This is a genomic window from Streptosporangium sp. H16, assembly GCF_051918855.1.
Lineage (GTDB): Bacteria > Actinomycetota > Actinomycetes > Streptosporangiales > Streptosporangiaceae > Streptosporangium.
This window is the reverse complement of record NZ_JBPXMD010000002.1, coordinates 273938-289672: the sequence shown is the minus strand read 5'-3', so window position 1 is coordinate 289672 and position 15735 is coordinate 273938. Positions and strand designations below refer to the sequence as shown.

Genomic DNA, 15735 nt, shown 5'->3' with positions numbered 1-15735 from the left:
AACGTCCCAGCCGGGGTCACGAAGGGATCCGGGACTGGGACCTTCTTGTGCCGACACCGCATGAAATAGGGGGATAAATGAATACCGACGCTCGGACGCCGGTGACAGTCATCGGTCTGGGGGCGATGGGCAGGGCACTGGCCGGGGCCTTCCTGGACAACGGCCATCCCACGACCGTGTGGAACCGTACCGCGGGGAAGGGCGGAGAGCTCACCGAGCGGGGCGCGACCGAGGCGGCCACCGCCGCCGAGGCGGTCGCGGCGAGCCCGGTCGTCGTGGTCTGCGTGCTGGACTACGACGCGGTCCGCGAGGTCCTCGGCGCCCCCGGCGCCTCCGGTCTCGAGGACGTCGCGGACGTCCTCGACACCCCCGGACCCCTCGACGGCTCCGGCACCCCCGGCACCGTGGCCGGCCTCCTGGCGGGCCGGACCCTGGTGAACCTCACCAACGGCACGCCCCGCCAGGCGCGCGAGCTGGCCCGCTGGGCCTCCGAACAGGGAGCGGACTACCTGGACGGCGGCATCATGGCGGTGCCCCCGATGATCGGGAGCCCCGCATCCCTCATCCTCTGCAGCGGGTCGCCGGAGACGTTCACCGCTCACGAGCGGACCCTGTCGGCGCTGGGCACCCTCTCCCACCTGGGCGAGGACGCGGGCCGGGCGGCCCTGTACGACATCGCGCTGCTCAGCGCGATGTACGGGATGTTCGGCGGCTTCTTCCAGGCCGTCGCCATGGTCGGTTCCGAGAAGGTCCCGGCGACGGAGTTCACGCCGCTGGTGGTCTCGTGGCTCAACGCCATGATCACAAGCCTTCCCGAGATGGCGAAGGCGTACGACGCGAACGACCACTCCGCCACCGCCTCGAACCTGGGGATGCAGGCGGAGGCCTTCGTTAACCTGCTGGACGCCGGCAGGGACCAGGGCGTCAGCACCGAGCTGCTGGAGCCCATGGGGACGCTGCTCCACCGTGGGGTCGCCGCGAACCGGGGCGACGACGACCTCTCGGCCCTGATCGACCTGCTTCGCACGGACCCCGCGAGCGGCGCGGTCCCCGCGAGCGGCGCGGTCCCCGCAAGAGGTGCGGTCCTCGCGAAAGGCACGGACCTCATGAAAGTCGCGGACCCCGCGGACGCCGGATCGCACGACATCGGATCGGAGTAGGACATGACCCACGACCACCCCGCCCCCGTGACGGTTCTCGGCCTGGGGCCGATGGGCCAGGCACTGGCCGGAGCGTTCCTCGCGCACGGCCATCCCACGACCGTGTGGAACCGGACGGCCGCCAAAGCCGAGGATCTCGTCGCCCGGGGAGCGATCCGCGCGGACACGGTCGCCGACGCGGTCGCGGCGAGCCCGCTGACGATCGCCTGCGTGATCGACTACGACGCCGTGCGGGCGATCGTCGACCCGGCCGCCGACGCGCTGAAGGGCCGCACCCTGGTCAACCTCACCGCCGACACGCCGGAACGTGCCCGCCTGACGGCCGCGTGGGCCGCCGAACGCGGCATCGACTACCTCGACGGGGCCATCATGACCCCGACGCCGACCATCGGGGGACCGGCGGCCGTCGTCCTGTACAGCGGGCCGGAGGAGGTCCACCGAGCCCATCTGCGAACGCTGGCGAGCCTGGGCGGCACCTCCGCCTACCTGGGCGCGGACCCCGGGAGGGCGGCGGCGCACGACGTGGCCCTGCTCGACCTCTTCTGGACGTCGATGAGCGGCCTCGTCCACGCCTTCGCCCTGGCCGCCGCCGAGAACATCGCGGCGAGGGACCTCGCCCCGCTCGCCAAGGGGATCGGCGCCCTGCTCCCCGACATCATCGACGAGTTCGCGGAGCACCTCGACGCCGGCGACCACCCAGGCGACGAGTCCACCATCCTGTCGGCCGTCGCCGGCATGGAGCACATCATCCACGCGGCCCGGGACCAGGGCATCGACACCGGCGTGCTGAGCGCCGCCCGGGCCGTCGCCCGGCGGGCCATCGACGCCGGTCAGGGCGGCGACAGCTTCTCACGCCTGGCGGAGGTGCTCACGAGGCCCGTACCGGCGGCCTCCTGACCGAAGACCGGTGACCCCGGCGGGTCCGGTGACGAGCGGGGATCGCCGGGCACGCGTCCCCGCCGCGCCCGTGTCCGGCCGGACCCTGACGGACTGAGGCGGACGACGCATGTGATCATGGGGGTGCTTGGTCTCGTGGTGGCCCGGAGGCGGTGGGCGCGCGTCATGCTGCACCGAAACCGCACTGAACCGCACCGAACCGCACTGAACCGCACTGCCGCACTGAACCGCACTGAGACCGCGCGGAACCCGTCGTCCGATCCCGGCTCCGGGACGGGAGCCGAGGTAGAATAGGGGTACCAAGGACATTTCGTGCGTTGGCATTCGGGTCGGCGTCGCCCAAGGCGATAGGCAACCCCGGTCCCCCAGGGCCGAGACAGGCCAGACGATCATGACGTCCGAGCTTCTCTCCCACGGCGCACCCTCCACCCCCGGTGCCGTCACCGCGAACGCCCCCTCCGAGGTACGCCTCAGCCTGGATCCCGCCCTCGGCCGCAGGGGCGCCGTGGACGGGGCCTGGTGGCCGTACTCGCTGGACGCCACCGCGGAGCTGCCCGCACTCATCGCCGCGGTCGACGAGTTGCTCGGCCGGCACGTCCTGCGGGTGGGCCTGTCCCTGAAGGCGTGGGACGACATCCCGCACCGCGTCGCGGCCCCGGGCCGGCAGGTGAAGGTCGGCTGGTTCCGCCACATGGACCCGCACGTGGTCACCCTGATCCCGGTGAACATGGAGCCGGTCAACCTGCTGGTGATCCCGCCGGGCACCGAGGGCGCCACCGCCGCGAACGCGCTCAGGCTGGCCATCACGCCCGAGGTCGCCACCGGCCCGGCCGGCATCCTCACCGCCGCCGCCTCGGGCACGGCCCCGGCCGCCCCGGTCGCTCCAGTCACCCCGGCCGCCCCGGTCACCCCGGTCACCCCGGTCACCCCGGCCGCTCTGGCCACCGGGGACGACGGCCAGGCGTCCTGGGAGGACGAGGGCGGCCACAGATGACCGGAGGCGAGCACCGCTGCCCCCTACCAGAGGGTGAGGGAGCGGCTCAGGATCCCCGCGGCGTCGTCCTCGCCGACCGGGCGCGGGGCGGTGGCGAGCAGCCGCTGCTGCTTCATCGCCCCCTCCGCGAGCGCGGGGACGTCCGCCTCGGTGTACCCGACGCCGCCGATGCCGTTCGGCATCCCGACGTCGCGCATCAGCCTCGCCAGCACGCCGGGCAGGAACTCCGCGAGGTCGCCGGGCCTGGTGGCGGACGGGTCGAGCAGCTCGGCTGCCCGCAGGTGCCGTTCCGGCCGCGCCTCGAAGGTGAACCTGAACGCCTCGGGGGCGGTCAGCGCGACGGCCATCCCGTGCGGCACCATCGGCTCGTCCCCCGGGTAGCCCTCGGGGCGGAAGTCCCGCACGCGCCCGGCGATCGGGTAGGCGTTGGCGTGCGGGATGTGCACGCCCGCGTTGCCGAACCCCAGCCCGGCGAACGTCGCCGCCAGCGCCATCCGCGCCCTCGCCTCCTTGTCGTCCCCGTCGCGTACGGCGGCGCGGAAGGACCGCGCGAGCAGATGCAGCGCCCGCTCGGACCACATGTCGGCCACCGGGTTCGAGCCGCAGTACGGGACGCGCTCCTCGGGACGCTTGCGCTCGTAGGAGGTGTACGCGCGGGCGGTGTAGCTCTCCAGCGCGTGGCAGAGGATGTCCATCCCGGAGGCGGCGGTCACCTCCGGGGGCTGGGACATCGTCAGGTCCGGGTCGACGACCGCCAGGACCGGGCGGAGCCGGGCGTGGCTGATCCCGGTCTTGACCTTCAGATCGAGCACGTCGAGCACGCAGATCGTGGTGCTCTCCGACCCGGTACCCGTCGTCGTGGGCACCGCGACCAGCGGCTTGAGCGGCCGTGACGGTGCCAGGCCACCCCCCACGGGCGCGTTGACGTAGTCCATCAGCTCGCCCGGGTTGGTGGTGAGCAGGTTGACCGCCTTGGCGGTGTCGATGCTCGACCCGCCCCCGACGGCGACGAAGGCGTCCCACGGGCCGGAGGCGCGGGCGTACTCGACGGCCGCGAGCAGGCTCTCGTCCGTCGGCTCGACGCGCACGCCGTCGTACACGCCCGCCTCCATGCCGAAGCCCGCCAGCTGCTCGGCGATCCGCCGCGGCGCGCCGGTCGCGGCCACCCCCGGGTCGGTGACGACGAGGACGCGGCGCGCGCCGTACTGCCCGAGATCGAAGCCGATCTCGGCGGAGGCGCCCGGCCCGAACTTCAGGGCGGGGGCGCCGTAGGTGAAGACGGACTCGGGGTTGCTCGGAGTACTGAACACGTCCGGCTCCTCTCTCGCGATTCTGACCCGTGTCATCGGACGGGGGCATCCGCGTCAGCGAGCATACCCAGCGGTATGTCGCTCCGGCCCACCCGCCCGCCGATCTTGGGGATGGCGCCTTTCGAGGGCAACAGGAGCCTTTCGAGGACAAGAAGCCTGCAAGCCGATGACAAGCCGGGCTCCATATCGTCGCCGCCATGATGAAAAGAACGATCGCGGTGACCGCCGTGGCAGGAGCCGCGGTGCTGGCGGCCCAGCTCCCCGCGTCCGCGGGTTCCTCCACCGCGCTGCTCCGGCTGCGCGCCGGTCTGACGCTGGAGATCCCGAACTCCTGGCGGGTGTACGGGACCGCGGACCAGATCCGAGTGGTGACCGGTGCCTGCGCTCGGCCCAACGGCGGCTACTTCCAGCCCAGATGTGACAGCTTCTGGGTCATGGGGCCGAAGACGCTCAAGCGCGGGGGAGAGGGCTTCCGGCGCTACGACCCCACGCAGGGCCCGTACTACCCGGCCTCCGACGTGCAGCGCTGCCCGACCGACCCCAGGTACGGGCAGGTCATCGGCAAGGCGATCGTGGTCGGCTACCGGAACATCGGGGTGGCGCACAAGGCGCACTACCGGGTCTGGCCCGGCAGGTGTGTGTCGTACAGCGGCGGCGAGCAGAAGTCGACGTTCAACCAGCGCGAGTGGTACCTGCCGCAGTCGAAGATCCTCGTCGTCGACCAGTGGGCCACCCCCGGCCTGGCCACGATCCTGAAGAACGCCACCTGGGACAACTGATCCCGGAACGGGGTCCGGCCCCGGGCAGGAGGGCGTGGTGACGGTGAACGGCGGCGGACCAGGGCCTGAGCCCGTTCCGCCGGCCTGCTTGCCCGGGTGCCCCGCGAGGGCGTGGAGCCGTTCCTACCCGGCGCCCAGAGGGGCTCGCCGCGCGAGCACCCTGCGATGGCTGATTCGCCAGCCCAGGTCGCCGCGCGAGACCGTGTCCTCGTAGGTCACGCTTCCGCACGTGCCGTCCGCCATGATGCCGATGCCCTTGGACAGAGCGCGTACGTGATCGTCGGCTGTTTCGGTGACAACGATGTTCGTCACGTGGTGGCCGACCGGATTGCTCTCGCCCATGGCCAGCGCCGCGTCGCGAAACGCGGCCAGCCCCTCGATGGTCCCTCCGCCCAGATCACTGACGTCGTAGACGGCGTCGGCGGTGAACAGCTCGTGCAGCCGGTCGAGTTTCCCGGCGTCGATCAGGTGACCGTGCATCGAGATCAGCTCCGTGATGGCCACGCGATCCTCGGCGGTGAGCGCCATGGCAGTCCTCCCGTAAGGGCTCCGACGAGACGCGTCGTCAACCCGGGTGAGCGATATGGGGACCTCCCCGTTTACGGGTATTACCATAAACGGGGAAGTCCCCATTAACAAGTCTGGAGCAGGCAGATGGCGCGTACGGGCGACAGTCCGACCACTCCCGGACGAGGGCGCAGAGCCGACGCCGCACGGAACGCCGGGTTGCTGCTGTCGGCGGCGAGAGAGCTCTTCGAAGAACACGGTCCCGAGGTCGCGTTGGACGACATCGCGCGCAGAGCGGGCGTTGGCAACGCGACTCTCTACCGGCACTTCCCCACTCGTGGCGACCTGCTCGTCGCCGTGTACGCGGAGGAGGTCGCCGCACTCTGTGAGCGGGGTGCGGCACTGCTTCGGGAGCCGTCGGCGGTCGAGGCGCTCTTCGACTGGCTGGACGGCTTCGTCGTCCACGTCGCGACCAAGGGCACCCTCGCCCTCGCGGGCACCGAAAGCAGGAACGAGCGGCGCACCGAACTGTTCGATCGCTGGCATGAGTCGATGAGATCGACCGCGGAGGCTCTGCTCCTCAGGGCGCAGGAGGACGGAGCCGTCCGATCCGACCTCGCGGTAGGTGACCTGCTGGCCCTGACAAGCGCGGCCGCCATCGCCGGCGCCGACGCGAGCCATGCGCGACGGCTGTTACGGATCCTGCGCCACGGCATGGCACTGTAAAAGCCCCCAGCGCCCCCGTTGCTCCCCTCGCCGTAATGACGGGGAGGTCCGTACGCCCTCCACCACCTTCGAGTGGCCGGGCGCGCGGACCTACCCCGGCACCCGGAACCAGACCGACCCGCCCGCGCCGTCGCGGTGCGACCCCCACCCGGCCGCGATCATCTCCACCAGCCACAGCCCCCGCCCGCCGTCGTCGTCGGTCTCCGGCACGCGCACGGCGGGCGCGCTCGCGGCCGATCCATCGTCGGTGACCTCCACGTGAACCGTCGTGGTGGTACGCGCCACGTAGACGGTCACCCGTCCATCCGCCGTACGCCCGGAGTCGGAGTGGGCCACGGCGTTCGTGGTCAGTTCACTCAGCAGGAGCAGCACGTCGTCGAGCAACGGGTGCGCGACCTGCCCTGCCAGCAGGTCGCGCACCCAGGCCCGAGCCTCCGGCACGGATTCCACCCGCCCGGGAAACACCCTCCGCCACGCGCCGTACGGCCCACCCGCCCACGGCGCTGTCGAAGTTCCTTCACCGTGATGTCCGGGACAGCTGTCCTCTTTCCCCGTGGTCTCCTTTTCGGATCTCACGCGGTCACCGCCGACATGATCATGTCGGCTGCGTTGTCGGCCTCCGCCCAGACCCATTCCCCGCGCTGCCACAGCCGCGCCCACCAGGGCCGCCAGACGAACGCCCACCCGCAGAAGCGCCGGACGACCGTGATCCTGACCAGTGCCGCGCCCGTCGCCGTACGGATCTCCAGAATCGGCTGCCCCGCCACCGGGAGGACCAGCGAGGTGCACACGCCGAGCCGGTGCAGATCCCAGCCGAGCCGGGTCAGATGGACGAATCGTTCGTGCTGCTCGACCGCTGTCGCGCTCCTGTCCTCCGAGTGTCTCCGGTGAGCGCGATTGAGGCGTGAAAGGTCGCCGTTCTGATCATTCATCACTCGTCTCGTCTCCGGTTTAAAGGCGCGGGTTCGCTTTGTTTTTCGTCCTGTCGAACAGAGAGGACGTGTGCTTAGATTGCCCTCATGAGAGGTGAGGACATAACCGGATCGGTAACCCGAGAGATAGCTGAAAATGCCGACGGTCGGCCTGTCGATACCAAGAGCTGACATCGCCCATTAACCCAAAAGGCCGTTTTTCTCTATTTCAGGAGGAATGCGATGAGCGTCGAGACCTCCCCGGAGCCCGGATCCCCGCACGCGCGTTTCGGGGCTGAGATGCGCCGGTTGCGCGAGGCCGCGCAACTGTCCCAGAGCGCAGTGGCCTCACGCCTGGGATGCACGCAGACGCAGGTGAGCCGCCTGGAGTCCGCCACCCGCACGCCGTCGAGATCCGACGCCGAGCGGCTCGACCTGCTCTTCGGCTCCAACGGCAGCACGCACTTCACGGACCTGCGCCGACACATCGTCGCCCGTCCCAGCGGCCCGGCCTGGTTCATCGGCTGGGCCGAGGAGATAGAACCCGCCGCCCTCGTCCTCCGCTCCTGGGACCCTCTTCTCGTCCCCGGCCTCCTCCAAACGGAGTGCTACGCCCGGCACCTCTTCACCCACGGTCCCCGGGCTACCCCCGACGAGGTGGAAGAGCGCGTCCAGGCCCGCATGCGACGCCAGCAAATCCTCGACAAGGACGACCCCCCGATGCTTCTCGTCCTCATAGACGAGGGCGTCCTTCGCCGTCGCGTCAACGGCCCCGAGGTGATGCGGGAACAGCTCGGCCACCTGCTGGAGGTCGCCCAGCGGCCTACGGTCGCCGTTCAAGTCGTCGATCCAGATTGCACCGCGGGTATGTTGGGCGCTTTTATGATCGCCGAACTCCCGAACGGTCAACCGGACACCATCCATGTCGATTCGTCGATCGAAGGACACGTCACGACCGACCAGGATTCCGTGACCTTGATATGGAACAGATATGAATCCATACGCCGATGGGCTTATCCTGACCGCATGTCCCTCAAAATGATCGAGGAAGCGAGGCAGGAATGGACCTGAGTGCCGCAGTATGGCGGAAGTCGTCGCGCTCCGGAGACAACGGCGGCCAGTGTGTCGAGGTGGCCGCCAACCTGCCGGGTGTGGTCGCGGTTCGCGACAGCAAGGACCCTCAGGGTCACAAGCTCCTCTTCACCCCTGCCGAGTGGCGGACCTTCGTCGGTGGCGTCAAGATCGGTGAGTTCGACCGACTGACCTGACGGGAAACACGACACCCGGCGCCGTCGAGAACCGGTTTGAGCTTCCACCGGACAGATGCGGCGACCGACGAGAGGGAGTGCGCCCCCTTGGCGGAACTGCTTGACGACGAGGCGTTGGAGCGCTCGTCGGTGGTGGCGAACCGGGTGATGAACCGGGAGCGGGGGCTGACCGGTTCCAATGGGTACGGCCGGGAGCTGGGCATCGACGTGTTGGAGGTCCTGCGCGAGCGGGTGAAGGCCGGGCGTAGGGTGCGCTGGCTCGACCTGTGTTGCGGCTCGGCCCGCGCTCTCTTCGAGGTATCTCGCCACCTGGGGGACGAGGCGGAGATCGTCGGTGTCGACCTGGTCGACTTCTTCGCCGGGCCGTCGCGCCCGCCGAGGCTGCGGCTGGTCACCGCTTCGATCACCGGCTGGGAGCCTGAGGAGCCGTTCGACCTGATCACTTGTGTCCACGGTCTGCACTACGTGGGCGACAAACTCGGTGTCCTGTCCCGGGCCGCCGGCTGGCTGGCCGAGGACGGCCTGTTCGTCGGCAACCTCGACACCCGGAGCGTCCTCATGGAGGACGGCGTGCCGGCGGGGCGCCGGCTGGCCTCGGCGCTGCGGGAGGCCGGGCTGGACTACGACCCCCGGCGCCGCCGGATCACCTGCCGGGGCCGGCGCGTCGTCGACCTTCCCTACCGCTATCTCGGCTCCGACGACCGCGCCGGGCCCAACTACACCGGCCAGCCCGCGGTCGACTCCTACTACGCCCACGGTTCGTGAAACCGGGCTCGGGCGCCATGGTCCGAACGGGTAGCGTCTGATCTTCAGGCGTACACGGCCTTGCGTGAGCCGCTGTCTTGGCCGTCAGAACCCGAGTTCGTCCAATTTTGGATCATGGGGCCGAAGGCGATCAAGCACGAAGGAGGGGTTTTCCAGCGCTGAATCTCCTTCAGTCGAGGCAGCCTCCAGCGGTCACTCGTCGAGCTACGTTCGACCTCGACGCCCGGTTAACCAGGCCATTCGGTGAGTCCGTAAACGTCCAAGGCTGCTGATGTCGCCGCCTCGACATCGCGCTTCTGGAAAGCATCGATCAGCTGTTCTTTTTGTGCCTCGGTAAGTGCCGCAGGATCCGGAACGGGGATGCGTCGGAGGTATTGAGCTTGAAAGCGGAGTGTCTTGCCGCGCATCTTCACCGCGTATGCTTCCACGAAAGATTCCGCCACTTTGGACAACAGGAGCCCGCCAAGGGCTTCCAGGTCCCAGACATCGGAAGTGATGAAGTAGAGATTATGGTGTGGGTAATAGCCATCCTCGCCGCCTTTGTCAAGAACTGGATGGCTACTGAGCTTCATGTCGGGAAATAGAAGCTTTGGTCGCTGCCTGAGGCCAGGCTCAACCTTATCAATTGTTTTGTACCATTTATCCGGGCTCTTTCTGGCGACATAGCGACTTCTAAGGTCAATGGCGTTCCGTGTGAGGTACCTGCGAAGCTTCGGATACTGCTCAAGATCCACTAGATTGCCGGTGGCATCCCACGGGTTGACCAGATAATGCCCGGACCACTCAAGCCGACCGCTGGTCGTGTCGCGGACCATCGACATCCGAAGAAGCCGATCAGTCTCGACGAGATCGGGATCACGGGTGATGAAAACCTTGTCGGCTCCGGTCGCGATGCCGATTCCCACTCGCACCCCAGGCGTTTGACCGAGGGTCGTGAATCGCTCCGTAAGATCTTCGAGGACCGCGAGGCGCGCGGGCGAGCCCGACGGCCACATGTCATCACCTGAGAACCAATGGGGCATCCTCGCAACCTCGAAAGTCTCCTTTCTGAGGGGCTGATCTTCTCGGCGGTCGATCCATGAGAGGAGATCCTGAGCCGCAGCCTCTCCGAAGCGGCTTGTCGTATCAGCGACCACCGCAGAATTTTGAACGCCTCGACGCAGAATCGTCACAGCCGGGTACGCCGAGACCTGTTCCTCGAAGGCGTCGACGTCGTGCATGGTGATGCAGGCGTCCAGCGCGAACTCATCACCTACGAGCCTGCGGAGCTCCCTGCCGTACTGGTTGCGCATCCACCGGTCCGCGCAGATGAAGCCGAGCCGGCCCCCGGCGCGGAGGGAGCGGAGAGCGGCCTCGAAGAAGCCGACATAGATGTCCGCCCGCCCCACCATCGTGGGCCAGAGAGCTCGGTAGAGATTCATCCGCTCCTCGGGGAGATCCTCCAGACGGATGTAGGGCGGATTGCCGACGACGACGTCCACCTGAGTGTCCAGAGGTTGTTCAAGCAGGTAGTCGGCTCGTCGCACCCAGGTTTGAGCCACATGGGAAGCGCTGTCAGATGCCCAGCCTTCCGCTGTGAGGACACGCTCGACGAGAGCTCGGGACGCCGCCACGTTCCGAGGAAGAAGGTCGGATGCCATGACGGCCTCAAGAGCGTCTGTGATGTCTCGCTCATGCTTGTGGCATGAGTCGCTGACGCGCTGGGCGATCATGCCGAGGAACGCCCCGGTACCGCATGCGGGCTCGACGAGCCGTAACAAGGAAAGATCTTGATCGGGGCGATAGCCGACGAGGTCAAGGATCAACCCGACGATCCAATCGCGAGTGAACACCTCTCCGTGCTCCACCGCCTCGTCTGGTATGTCGGCCAGTGCGGCGCGAGGTACGGGGTTGATGGCCAGGGCAGGAGTTCTCACGATGTCACCTTACGGGGGTGTGGTGATCCACGGTCGCGCACGTGACCGTGGTTGGCCGGAGTGCGACCGAGAGCGGATCGGGACGAGTGGACGAACCGCCGCGATGCGGAGCTTCTCCCTGTTACCTTGATCGGATTCAAGCCCCCGACCAGGAGTAAGGAGAGCGCCGGCGGTGCGCGAGGAAGAAGTCCGGAAGGCGGTCGAGGAGTTCTGGTCACAGAGGAAGGATCAGATAGAAAAACTCGAAGATCAAGGAAAGTCCGGTGGAGGTGCTCGCGCTAACGGCCACATGGGGGGCTTCACGAAACTGGTCGCTCAAGAATTCATCAATGCCGGAATCCCCGTGGATTGCATTAAAATGGGACAACCCTACTTGCCCGGCTACTATCGGGTCCGCAAGCAGTGGGATCTGGTGGTCGTGCGGGAAGGTGTTCTTGTTGCGGCGATCGAGCTCAAGTCGCAGGTCGGCAGTGTCGCGAAGAACATCAACAATCGATTCGAAGAAGCTCTCGGGACCGCGACGGACACTCATGCGGCACAGGCCAAGAACGAAACCTACGGCGAGGTTCCGCCCTGGCTAGGGTACGTGTTCGTGTTGCAGGAAACAGCCGAGACCGAGCAGAAGGGTCGCTCGACAAAGGCCCTTTTCCCAGCTGATCCGATATTTGATGGAATGTCCTACAGTGAGCGCTATCAGGAGATGGTCAGGCGATTCATCGGGGAGCGTGTCTACCAAGCCAGCTGGTTCGTCACCACCAAAGTAACTGACAATGGAATCGTATATAACGAGCCCTTGGCCACGGCCACGGCAGCGGCATTCGCCGTACAGATCAGAGGGCAGGTCGAATACGTGAAGACCGTTCTCGACGCGATGCGCTGAGTCTCGGATACGACGGTCCGCGGCCTACGGATGGGAATTGGGACTCATGGTGAAGAAGCTGCTCGTCCCGCTCTGGAGGCTGACCAGCGGCTCACTCCAGTGGCGCGTCAACTGGCTTCGGCACGCCACGTTCATGGTCGGGGTGACCGGCATAGTGCGCGACCAGGACGGCAACGTCCTCCTGCTGAAGCACCGCTTCTGGCCGGAGGGCAGGCAGTGGGGTCTCCCGACCGGCTATGCGAACCGGTCGGAGACCTTCGAGGACACGGTCCGCCGCGAGGTGTGGGAGGAAACCGGGCTGAAGGTCCACGTCGGAGAGCTGGTCCGGCTGAAGAGCGGCTACCGGCTGCGCCTGGAGGTGGCCTACGAGGCCGAGTTCGCCGGCGGCACGCTCAAACTCGACGATTTCGAGATCTTGGAGGCGGGGTGGTTCACCCCGGACGACCTGCCGGTAGAGCTTCAGGAGTCACACCGCCTTCTCATCCAGCGCGAGTACGTCTAGCCTCCTCCGCGGAAAGCCCCCCGGACCAGGCGTGGCACGAGGCGTCCCCGCGCTGGATGAATGCCGTGGCCGGTTCGTAGAGGCGCTGACGCGTTCGCACGAGTTGTCAGACGTGCAGGACACCGTTCGGGTTCCTGGCATCCCGTTCGCCGCCGGATGGACATATCGCCGAGGCCGGGCCGACGCGTGCCGGGATGAGCGTCCCGGGTTCCCGGTCGACGGCTTCGAATGACGGGCAACCGCGGCCAATTCGTGTCGGTATATGCAGACAAGTCTACTTTGTTGGGATATTGCTAACCCTGGCCCCGATAATCGGATTCACATTGCCGTGTTGCCTTTCCGGGTGACCGTGTGCCATTTACATTCGAACACGACGCACCGAATAGCCAGCATGAATAGCTGTCAAAAGATTGCATTCACTGGCAAATCGGGCGCGACATGGAGATGTGAACGGGTGGCGCGCTGTAGCGGATGAGCAGGGAGTCCACGTTGAGTTGGACGGCGGCGCGAACCGGCGCGCGAGAGGTACGGAAAACATGCGGCGGGTAGCGGGCGCACAAGATTTATCGAACGCAAAGAATCCCTGCCCACGGCTCCGGAAAGCGTGACGTGAATCAGAGATGTCGAATGACAGGGAGAGGGAAATGCAGCAGGAAATCGGAACAGAATCGCGTCGGGGAGTCGAGCGTGACGCCGTACGGCGGTTGCGCCTCCTCGCGGCGGGGCTCGGCACGGCCCTGCCTCTGATCGCCTTTGTCTCGGCACCGGCCGGGGCCGCCGCGACACCCGGGGAACCCGCCCCCACCCCCGCCAACAACTGCGTCGTCGACGTGATCGGAGGATTGAACAAACCGGGGACGGAGCACTGCTTCCCCACGTTCACCGAGGCGATCCGGTTCGCCACCGACGGCGCCGTCACCGACGCTCCGCCCACCGCCGTCGAAGGTGTGGACGACCCCGTCCTCGACGCGCTGCTCGGTAGCAGTGAGAAGTCGGTCAGCGCCAAAGCGGCTCCCGCCGCCAACGGGGCTCTGATGATAATCGGGATCGAGTATGAGCACATAAACTACCGGGGCGCCTCATACACCTTCCGAGGCTCCCGGACATGCACCGGCTCGACCGCTGACATCGACTACTCGTTCAATCTTCCGCGGCACTGGTGGGACCGCATCTCCTCTTTCAAGAACTACTCCAACTGCTTCACCAACCACTATGCCTATACGAATTTCCTCCCCCCGGCGACCGGTTACCTGAATGACCGGGCGGTCATGCCGGTCATCAACGGCCGCAACTTCAACGACGACGCGCGATCGATCAGGTGGAGCTGACCGGCAGTGCCTTGCCGGCCCGAGCAGCGGTCCGCACAGGCCGCCGCTCGGGCCCGGCCGTGTTCCTGGAAAAGGTCCTCCCACCGGGAACACCGGGAACACCGGGAACACCGGGAACACCGGGAACACCGGGAACACCGGGAACACCGGAAACGCGGAGCACAGGGGGTAAAGGGAGCACCGGGAAAGCGTCTCGGATCCAGGCGGGTGGCTACTCGATGACGATGGAGTCGACCCGGTCGGGATAGAAGGCGACGTGGTCCTTGATCTCGGCGACGGCCGGGTGCGGCGACTCGTAGAACCACACCGCGTCCACCGCCTGCTTCCCGTCCACCGTGACGGTGTAGTAGCTCGCGTCGCCCTTGAACGGGCAGTAGGTGGCGGTGTCGGTCCGCTCCAGCAGCGAGCGGTCGACGTCGTCGATCGGGACGTACTGCACCGGCGGGTACGCCGCCTCCCGCAGCGTCAGCGCGCGCCGCGAGTCGGCGACCACCTTGCCCCCTATCGAGACGACGACCCGGGCCGGGTTCGCCGTGATCGTGATCGGATGACTGGGGCTGGGCTGCAGGATGGGCTTGTCGGTCATGGCAGGACCCCTTTCTGTCATGTCCAGTCTGCCGGACCGGTGTGCCCGCGCCCTCGCGCCCCCCGCGCCCTCAAGTCCCCAGGGTGAACATGGGCCGGACACTTCCGCGCATCGTTCACAGATCACGCAACAGGCTCCAGTATCCGACGTCCGGCACCATGCCGAGTGCCTTGTTGGCGCGGATGATCGGCGTGTTGGATTCGTCGTTGTGGGTGGTGACGCTTTCGGCCCCGGTCCGCTGGGCGTACAGAAGTGAACCCGCCTTCACGGCCGTTGCCACTCCCCGCCCCCGGAAGTCGGGATCGGTGCCGGTGAAACGCACGTACCAACTTCGCCCCTGCGGTATCAGGATGCTCATGCCCTTGTGCCGGACGGACCCGGCATCGGGTGAATCGGCAAGCAGATACACGCTCCCGGGCGGGAATTGCAGAAGTCGTGCGCGAACGTCGACAGGGCGGTTTCCGTACGGGAGGGGAAGCCCGATCCTGCAACGTGTGAAGCACTCAAGGATCAGGTCCTCTTCGGAGGCCATGGTCGCTCTCCGGATGCGTACCCCGGCCCGCTCGGCCGTCTCGGCCGCCCGCGCGGCCAGCGAGTACCCGGAGCCGGTCAGGTCGAAGCGGAAACCCAGGCTGTGATGCGCGACCGTGAAACCATGACGTTCCGCGAACGCGCGCCCGCGAGGCAGGTCGTCCCGGATCGAGCAGGTCGCCGTTCCGCCCCTCAGGAGTCGCAGCCCGGCCTCCACCCGCTCGGCGAGTGCCGAGCCGACACCGAGACCCCTGGCGCCCGCGTCGACGGAGATCAAAGCCGAGACGGTTTCGGGAAACACGGGATCCGCCGTGAGTTTCGCCGCGCCCACGACGGCATCCGCTCTTGTGGCGACAATCGCGAGAAGAGGCGCGGCGGCCGAATCCCCGGTCAGCTCCGACAGGAGAACGTGGCGGACATCGTGGGCGCTCGTCTCGTTCAACAATTCGACGGCACGGGAAAGGTCCTGCGGGCCCATGGGGCGTATCCGGTATTTCTGATCACTCACGGGAAATTCTCTGTTCAGTCTCGATATGGAGACTCGCCGCAGGGGGAGCCCTGGTCGCGACAGCCCTTCCGAGGGGCTTCCCCGGGCATGCGGCAGAACCTTCCGAGGGGAAAGCGAGTCGAGGGGTGAGGCCGTGGCAGGCGGCCACGATCCAGCACATCACCCCG

Annotated in this window: 18 protein-coding genes; 11 read left to right on the top strand and 7 right to left on the bottom strand. The window is 67.3% G+C overall.

Annotated elements, in window-relative coordinates:
* Positions 1-101: 101 nt before the first annotated feature.
* The 3 genes from ACTOQ2_RS04345 to ACTOQ2_RS04335 all read left to right on the top strand — a co-directional run bounded on the left by ACTOQ2_RS04345 (position 102) and on the right by ACTOQ2_RS04335 (position 3051).
* Complete coding sequence (locus ACTOQ2_RS04345) at positions 102-1160, top strand: NAD(P)-dependent oxidoreductase (protein ID WP_440098377.1); 1059 nt, start codon at positions 102-104, stop codon at positions 1158-1160.
* Positions 1161-1163: 3 nt separating this feature from the next.
* Complete coding sequence (locus ACTOQ2_RS04340) at positions 1164-2057, top strand: NAD(P)-dependent oxidoreductase (protein ID WP_440098376.1); 894 nt, start codon at positions 1164-1166, stop codon at positions 2055-2057.
* 391 nt (positions 2058-2448) lie between these two features.
* Positions 2449-3051 carry a DUF5994 family protein gene (locus ACTOQ2_RS04335; RefSeq protein WP_440098375.1) on the top strand — a complete coding sequence of 201 codons (603 nt, stop codon included), beginning with the start codon at positions 2449-2451 and terminating at the stop codon, positions 3049-3051.
* 23 nt (positions 3052-3074) lie between these two features.
* Here the strand turns inward: ACTOQ2_RS04335 and ACTOQ2_RS04330 are convergent, their stop codons facing one another.
* Positions 3075-4361: a hydroxyacid-oxoacid transhydrogenase gene (locus ACTOQ2_RS04330; protein ID WP_440098374.1), complete on the bottom strand. Its 1287-nt coding sequence runs from the start codon at positions 4359-4361 to the stop codon at positions 3075-3077.
* Between the two features lie 197 nt (positions 4362-4558).
* On the opposite strand from ACTOQ2_RS04330, the gene ACTOQ2_RS04325 reads away from it, so the two are divergent.
* Positions 4559-5140, top strand: a complete 582-nt coding sequence (locus ACTOQ2_RS04325; RefSeq protein WP_440098373.1) for a hypothetical protein — start codon at positions 4559-4561, stop codon at positions 5138-5140.
* Positions 5141-5263: 123 nt separating this feature from the next.
* Here the strand turns inward: ACTOQ2_RS04325 and ACTOQ2_RS04320 are convergent, their stop codons facing one another.
* Complete coding sequence (locus tag ACTOQ2_RS04320; protein WP_440098372.1) at positions 5264-5668, bottom strand: nuclear transport factor 2 family protein; 405 nt, start codon at positions 5666-5668, stop codon at positions 5264-5266.
* A 126-nt stretch (positions 5669-5794) separates the two neighbouring features.
* Here ACTOQ2_RS04320 and ACTOQ2_RS04315 point away from each other — a divergent pair, with 126 nt between their 5' ends.
* Positions 5795-6373, top strand: a complete 579-nt coding sequence (locus ACTOQ2_RS04315) for a TetR/AcrR family transcriptional regulator (protein ID WP_440098371.1) — start codon at positions 5795-5797, stop codon at positions 6371-6373.
* Positions 6374-6463: 90 nt separating this feature from the next.
* Here ACTOQ2_RS04315 and ACTOQ2_RS04310 read toward each other — a convergent pair whose 3' ends face one another.
* Together ACTOQ2_RS04310 and ACTOQ2_RS04305 are read right to left on the bottom strand one after the other, a co-directional pair.
* Complete coding sequence (locus ACTOQ2_RS04310) at positions 6464-7006, bottom strand: ATP-binding protein (RefSeq protein WP_440098369.1); 543 nt, start codon at positions 7004-7006, stop codon at positions 6464-6466.
* Positions 6946-7305 carry a hypothetical protein gene (locus ACTOQ2_RS04305; protein ID WP_440098368.1) on the bottom strand — a complete coding sequence of 120 codons (360 nt, stop codon included), beginning with the start codon at positions 7303-7305 and terminating at the stop codon, positions 6946-6948. Before ACTOQ2_RS04305 ends, ACTOQ2_RS04310 begins: the two co-directional genes overlap by 61 nt.
* Before the next feature lie 222 nt (positions 7306-7527).
* On the opposite strand from ACTOQ2_RS04305, the gene ACTOQ2_RS04300 reads away from it, so the two are divergent.
* From ACTOQ2_RS04300 to ACTOQ2_RS04290, 3 genes are all read left to right on the top strand, one after another.
* Positions 7528-8355: a helix-turn-helix domain-containing protein gene (locus ACTOQ2_RS04300; protein WP_440098367.1), complete on the top strand. Its 828-nt coding sequence runs from the start codon at positions 7528-7530 to the stop codon at positions 8353-8355.
* Positions 8346-8552, top strand: coding sequence for a DUF397 domain-containing protein (locus ACTOQ2_RS04295; protein ID WP_440098366.1), 207 nt, complete (start codon positions 8346-8348; stop codon positions 8550-8552). The genes ACTOQ2_RS04300 and ACTOQ2_RS04295 overlap by 10 nt, the downstream gene beginning before the upstream one ends.
* Before the next feature lie 87 nt (positions 8553-8639).
* Complete coding sequence (locus tag ACTOQ2_RS04290; protein ID WP_440098365.1) at positions 8640-9317, top strand: class I SAM-dependent methyltransferase; 678 nt, start codon at positions 8640-8642, stop codon at positions 9315-9317.
* Between the two features lie 227 nt (positions 9318-9544).
* On the opposite strand, the gene ACTOQ2_RS04285 is transcribed toward ACTOQ2_RS04290, so the two are convergent.
* Positions 9545-11233 carry an Eco57I restriction-modification methylase domain-containing protein gene (locus tag ACTOQ2_RS04285; protein WP_440098364.1) on the bottom strand — a complete coding sequence of 563 codons (1689 nt, stop codon included), beginning with the start codon at positions 11231-11233 and terminating at the stop codon, positions 9545-9547.
* Between the two features lie 172 nt (positions 11234-11405).
* Between ACTOQ2_RS04285 and ACTOQ2_RS04280 the strand changes: the two genes are divergently transcribed.
* The 3 genes from ACTOQ2_RS04280 to ACTOQ2_RS04270 all read left to right on the top strand — a co-directional run bounded on the left by ACTOQ2_RS04280 (position 11406) and on the right by ACTOQ2_RS04270 (position 13943).
* Complete coding sequence (locus ACTOQ2_RS04280) at positions 11406-12113, top strand: PaeR7I family type II restriction endonuclease (RefSeq protein ID WP_440098363.1); 708 nt, start codon at positions 11406-11408, stop codon at positions 12111-12113.
* A gap of 46 nt (positions 12114-12159) precedes the next feature.
* The gene (locus ACTOQ2_RS04275) at positions 12160-12615 is read left to right on the top strand and encodes an NUDIX domain-containing protein (protein ID WP_440098362.1); all 456 of its coding nucleotides are present in this window, start codon (positions 12160-12162) and stop codon (positions 12613-12615) included.
* 644 nt (positions 12616-13259) lie between these two features.
* Positions 13260-13943, top strand: coding sequence for a hypothetical protein (locus ACTOQ2_RS04270; RefSeq protein WP_440098361.1), 684 nt, complete (start codon positions 13260-13262; stop codon positions 13941-13943).
* 211 nt (positions 13944-14154) lie between these two features.
* Here the strand turns inward: ACTOQ2_RS04270 and ACTOQ2_RS04265 are convergent, their stop codons facing one another.
* Together ACTOQ2_RS04265 and ACTOQ2_RS04260 are read right to left on the bottom strand one after the other, a co-directional pair.
* The gene (locus ACTOQ2_RS04265) at positions 14155-14529 is read right to left on the bottom strand and encodes a DUF427 domain-containing protein (RefSeq protein WP_440098360.1); all 375 of its coding nucleotides are present in this window, start codon (positions 14527-14529) and stop codon (positions 14155-14157) included.
* 115 nt (positions 14530-14644) lie between these two features.
* Complete coding sequence (locus ACTOQ2_RS04260; RefSeq protein ID WP_440098358.1) at positions 14645-15568, bottom strand: GNAT family N-acetyltransferase; 924 nt, start codon at positions 15566-15568, stop codon at positions 14645-14647.
* Between the last annotated feature and the right edge of the window lie 167 nt (positions 15569-15735).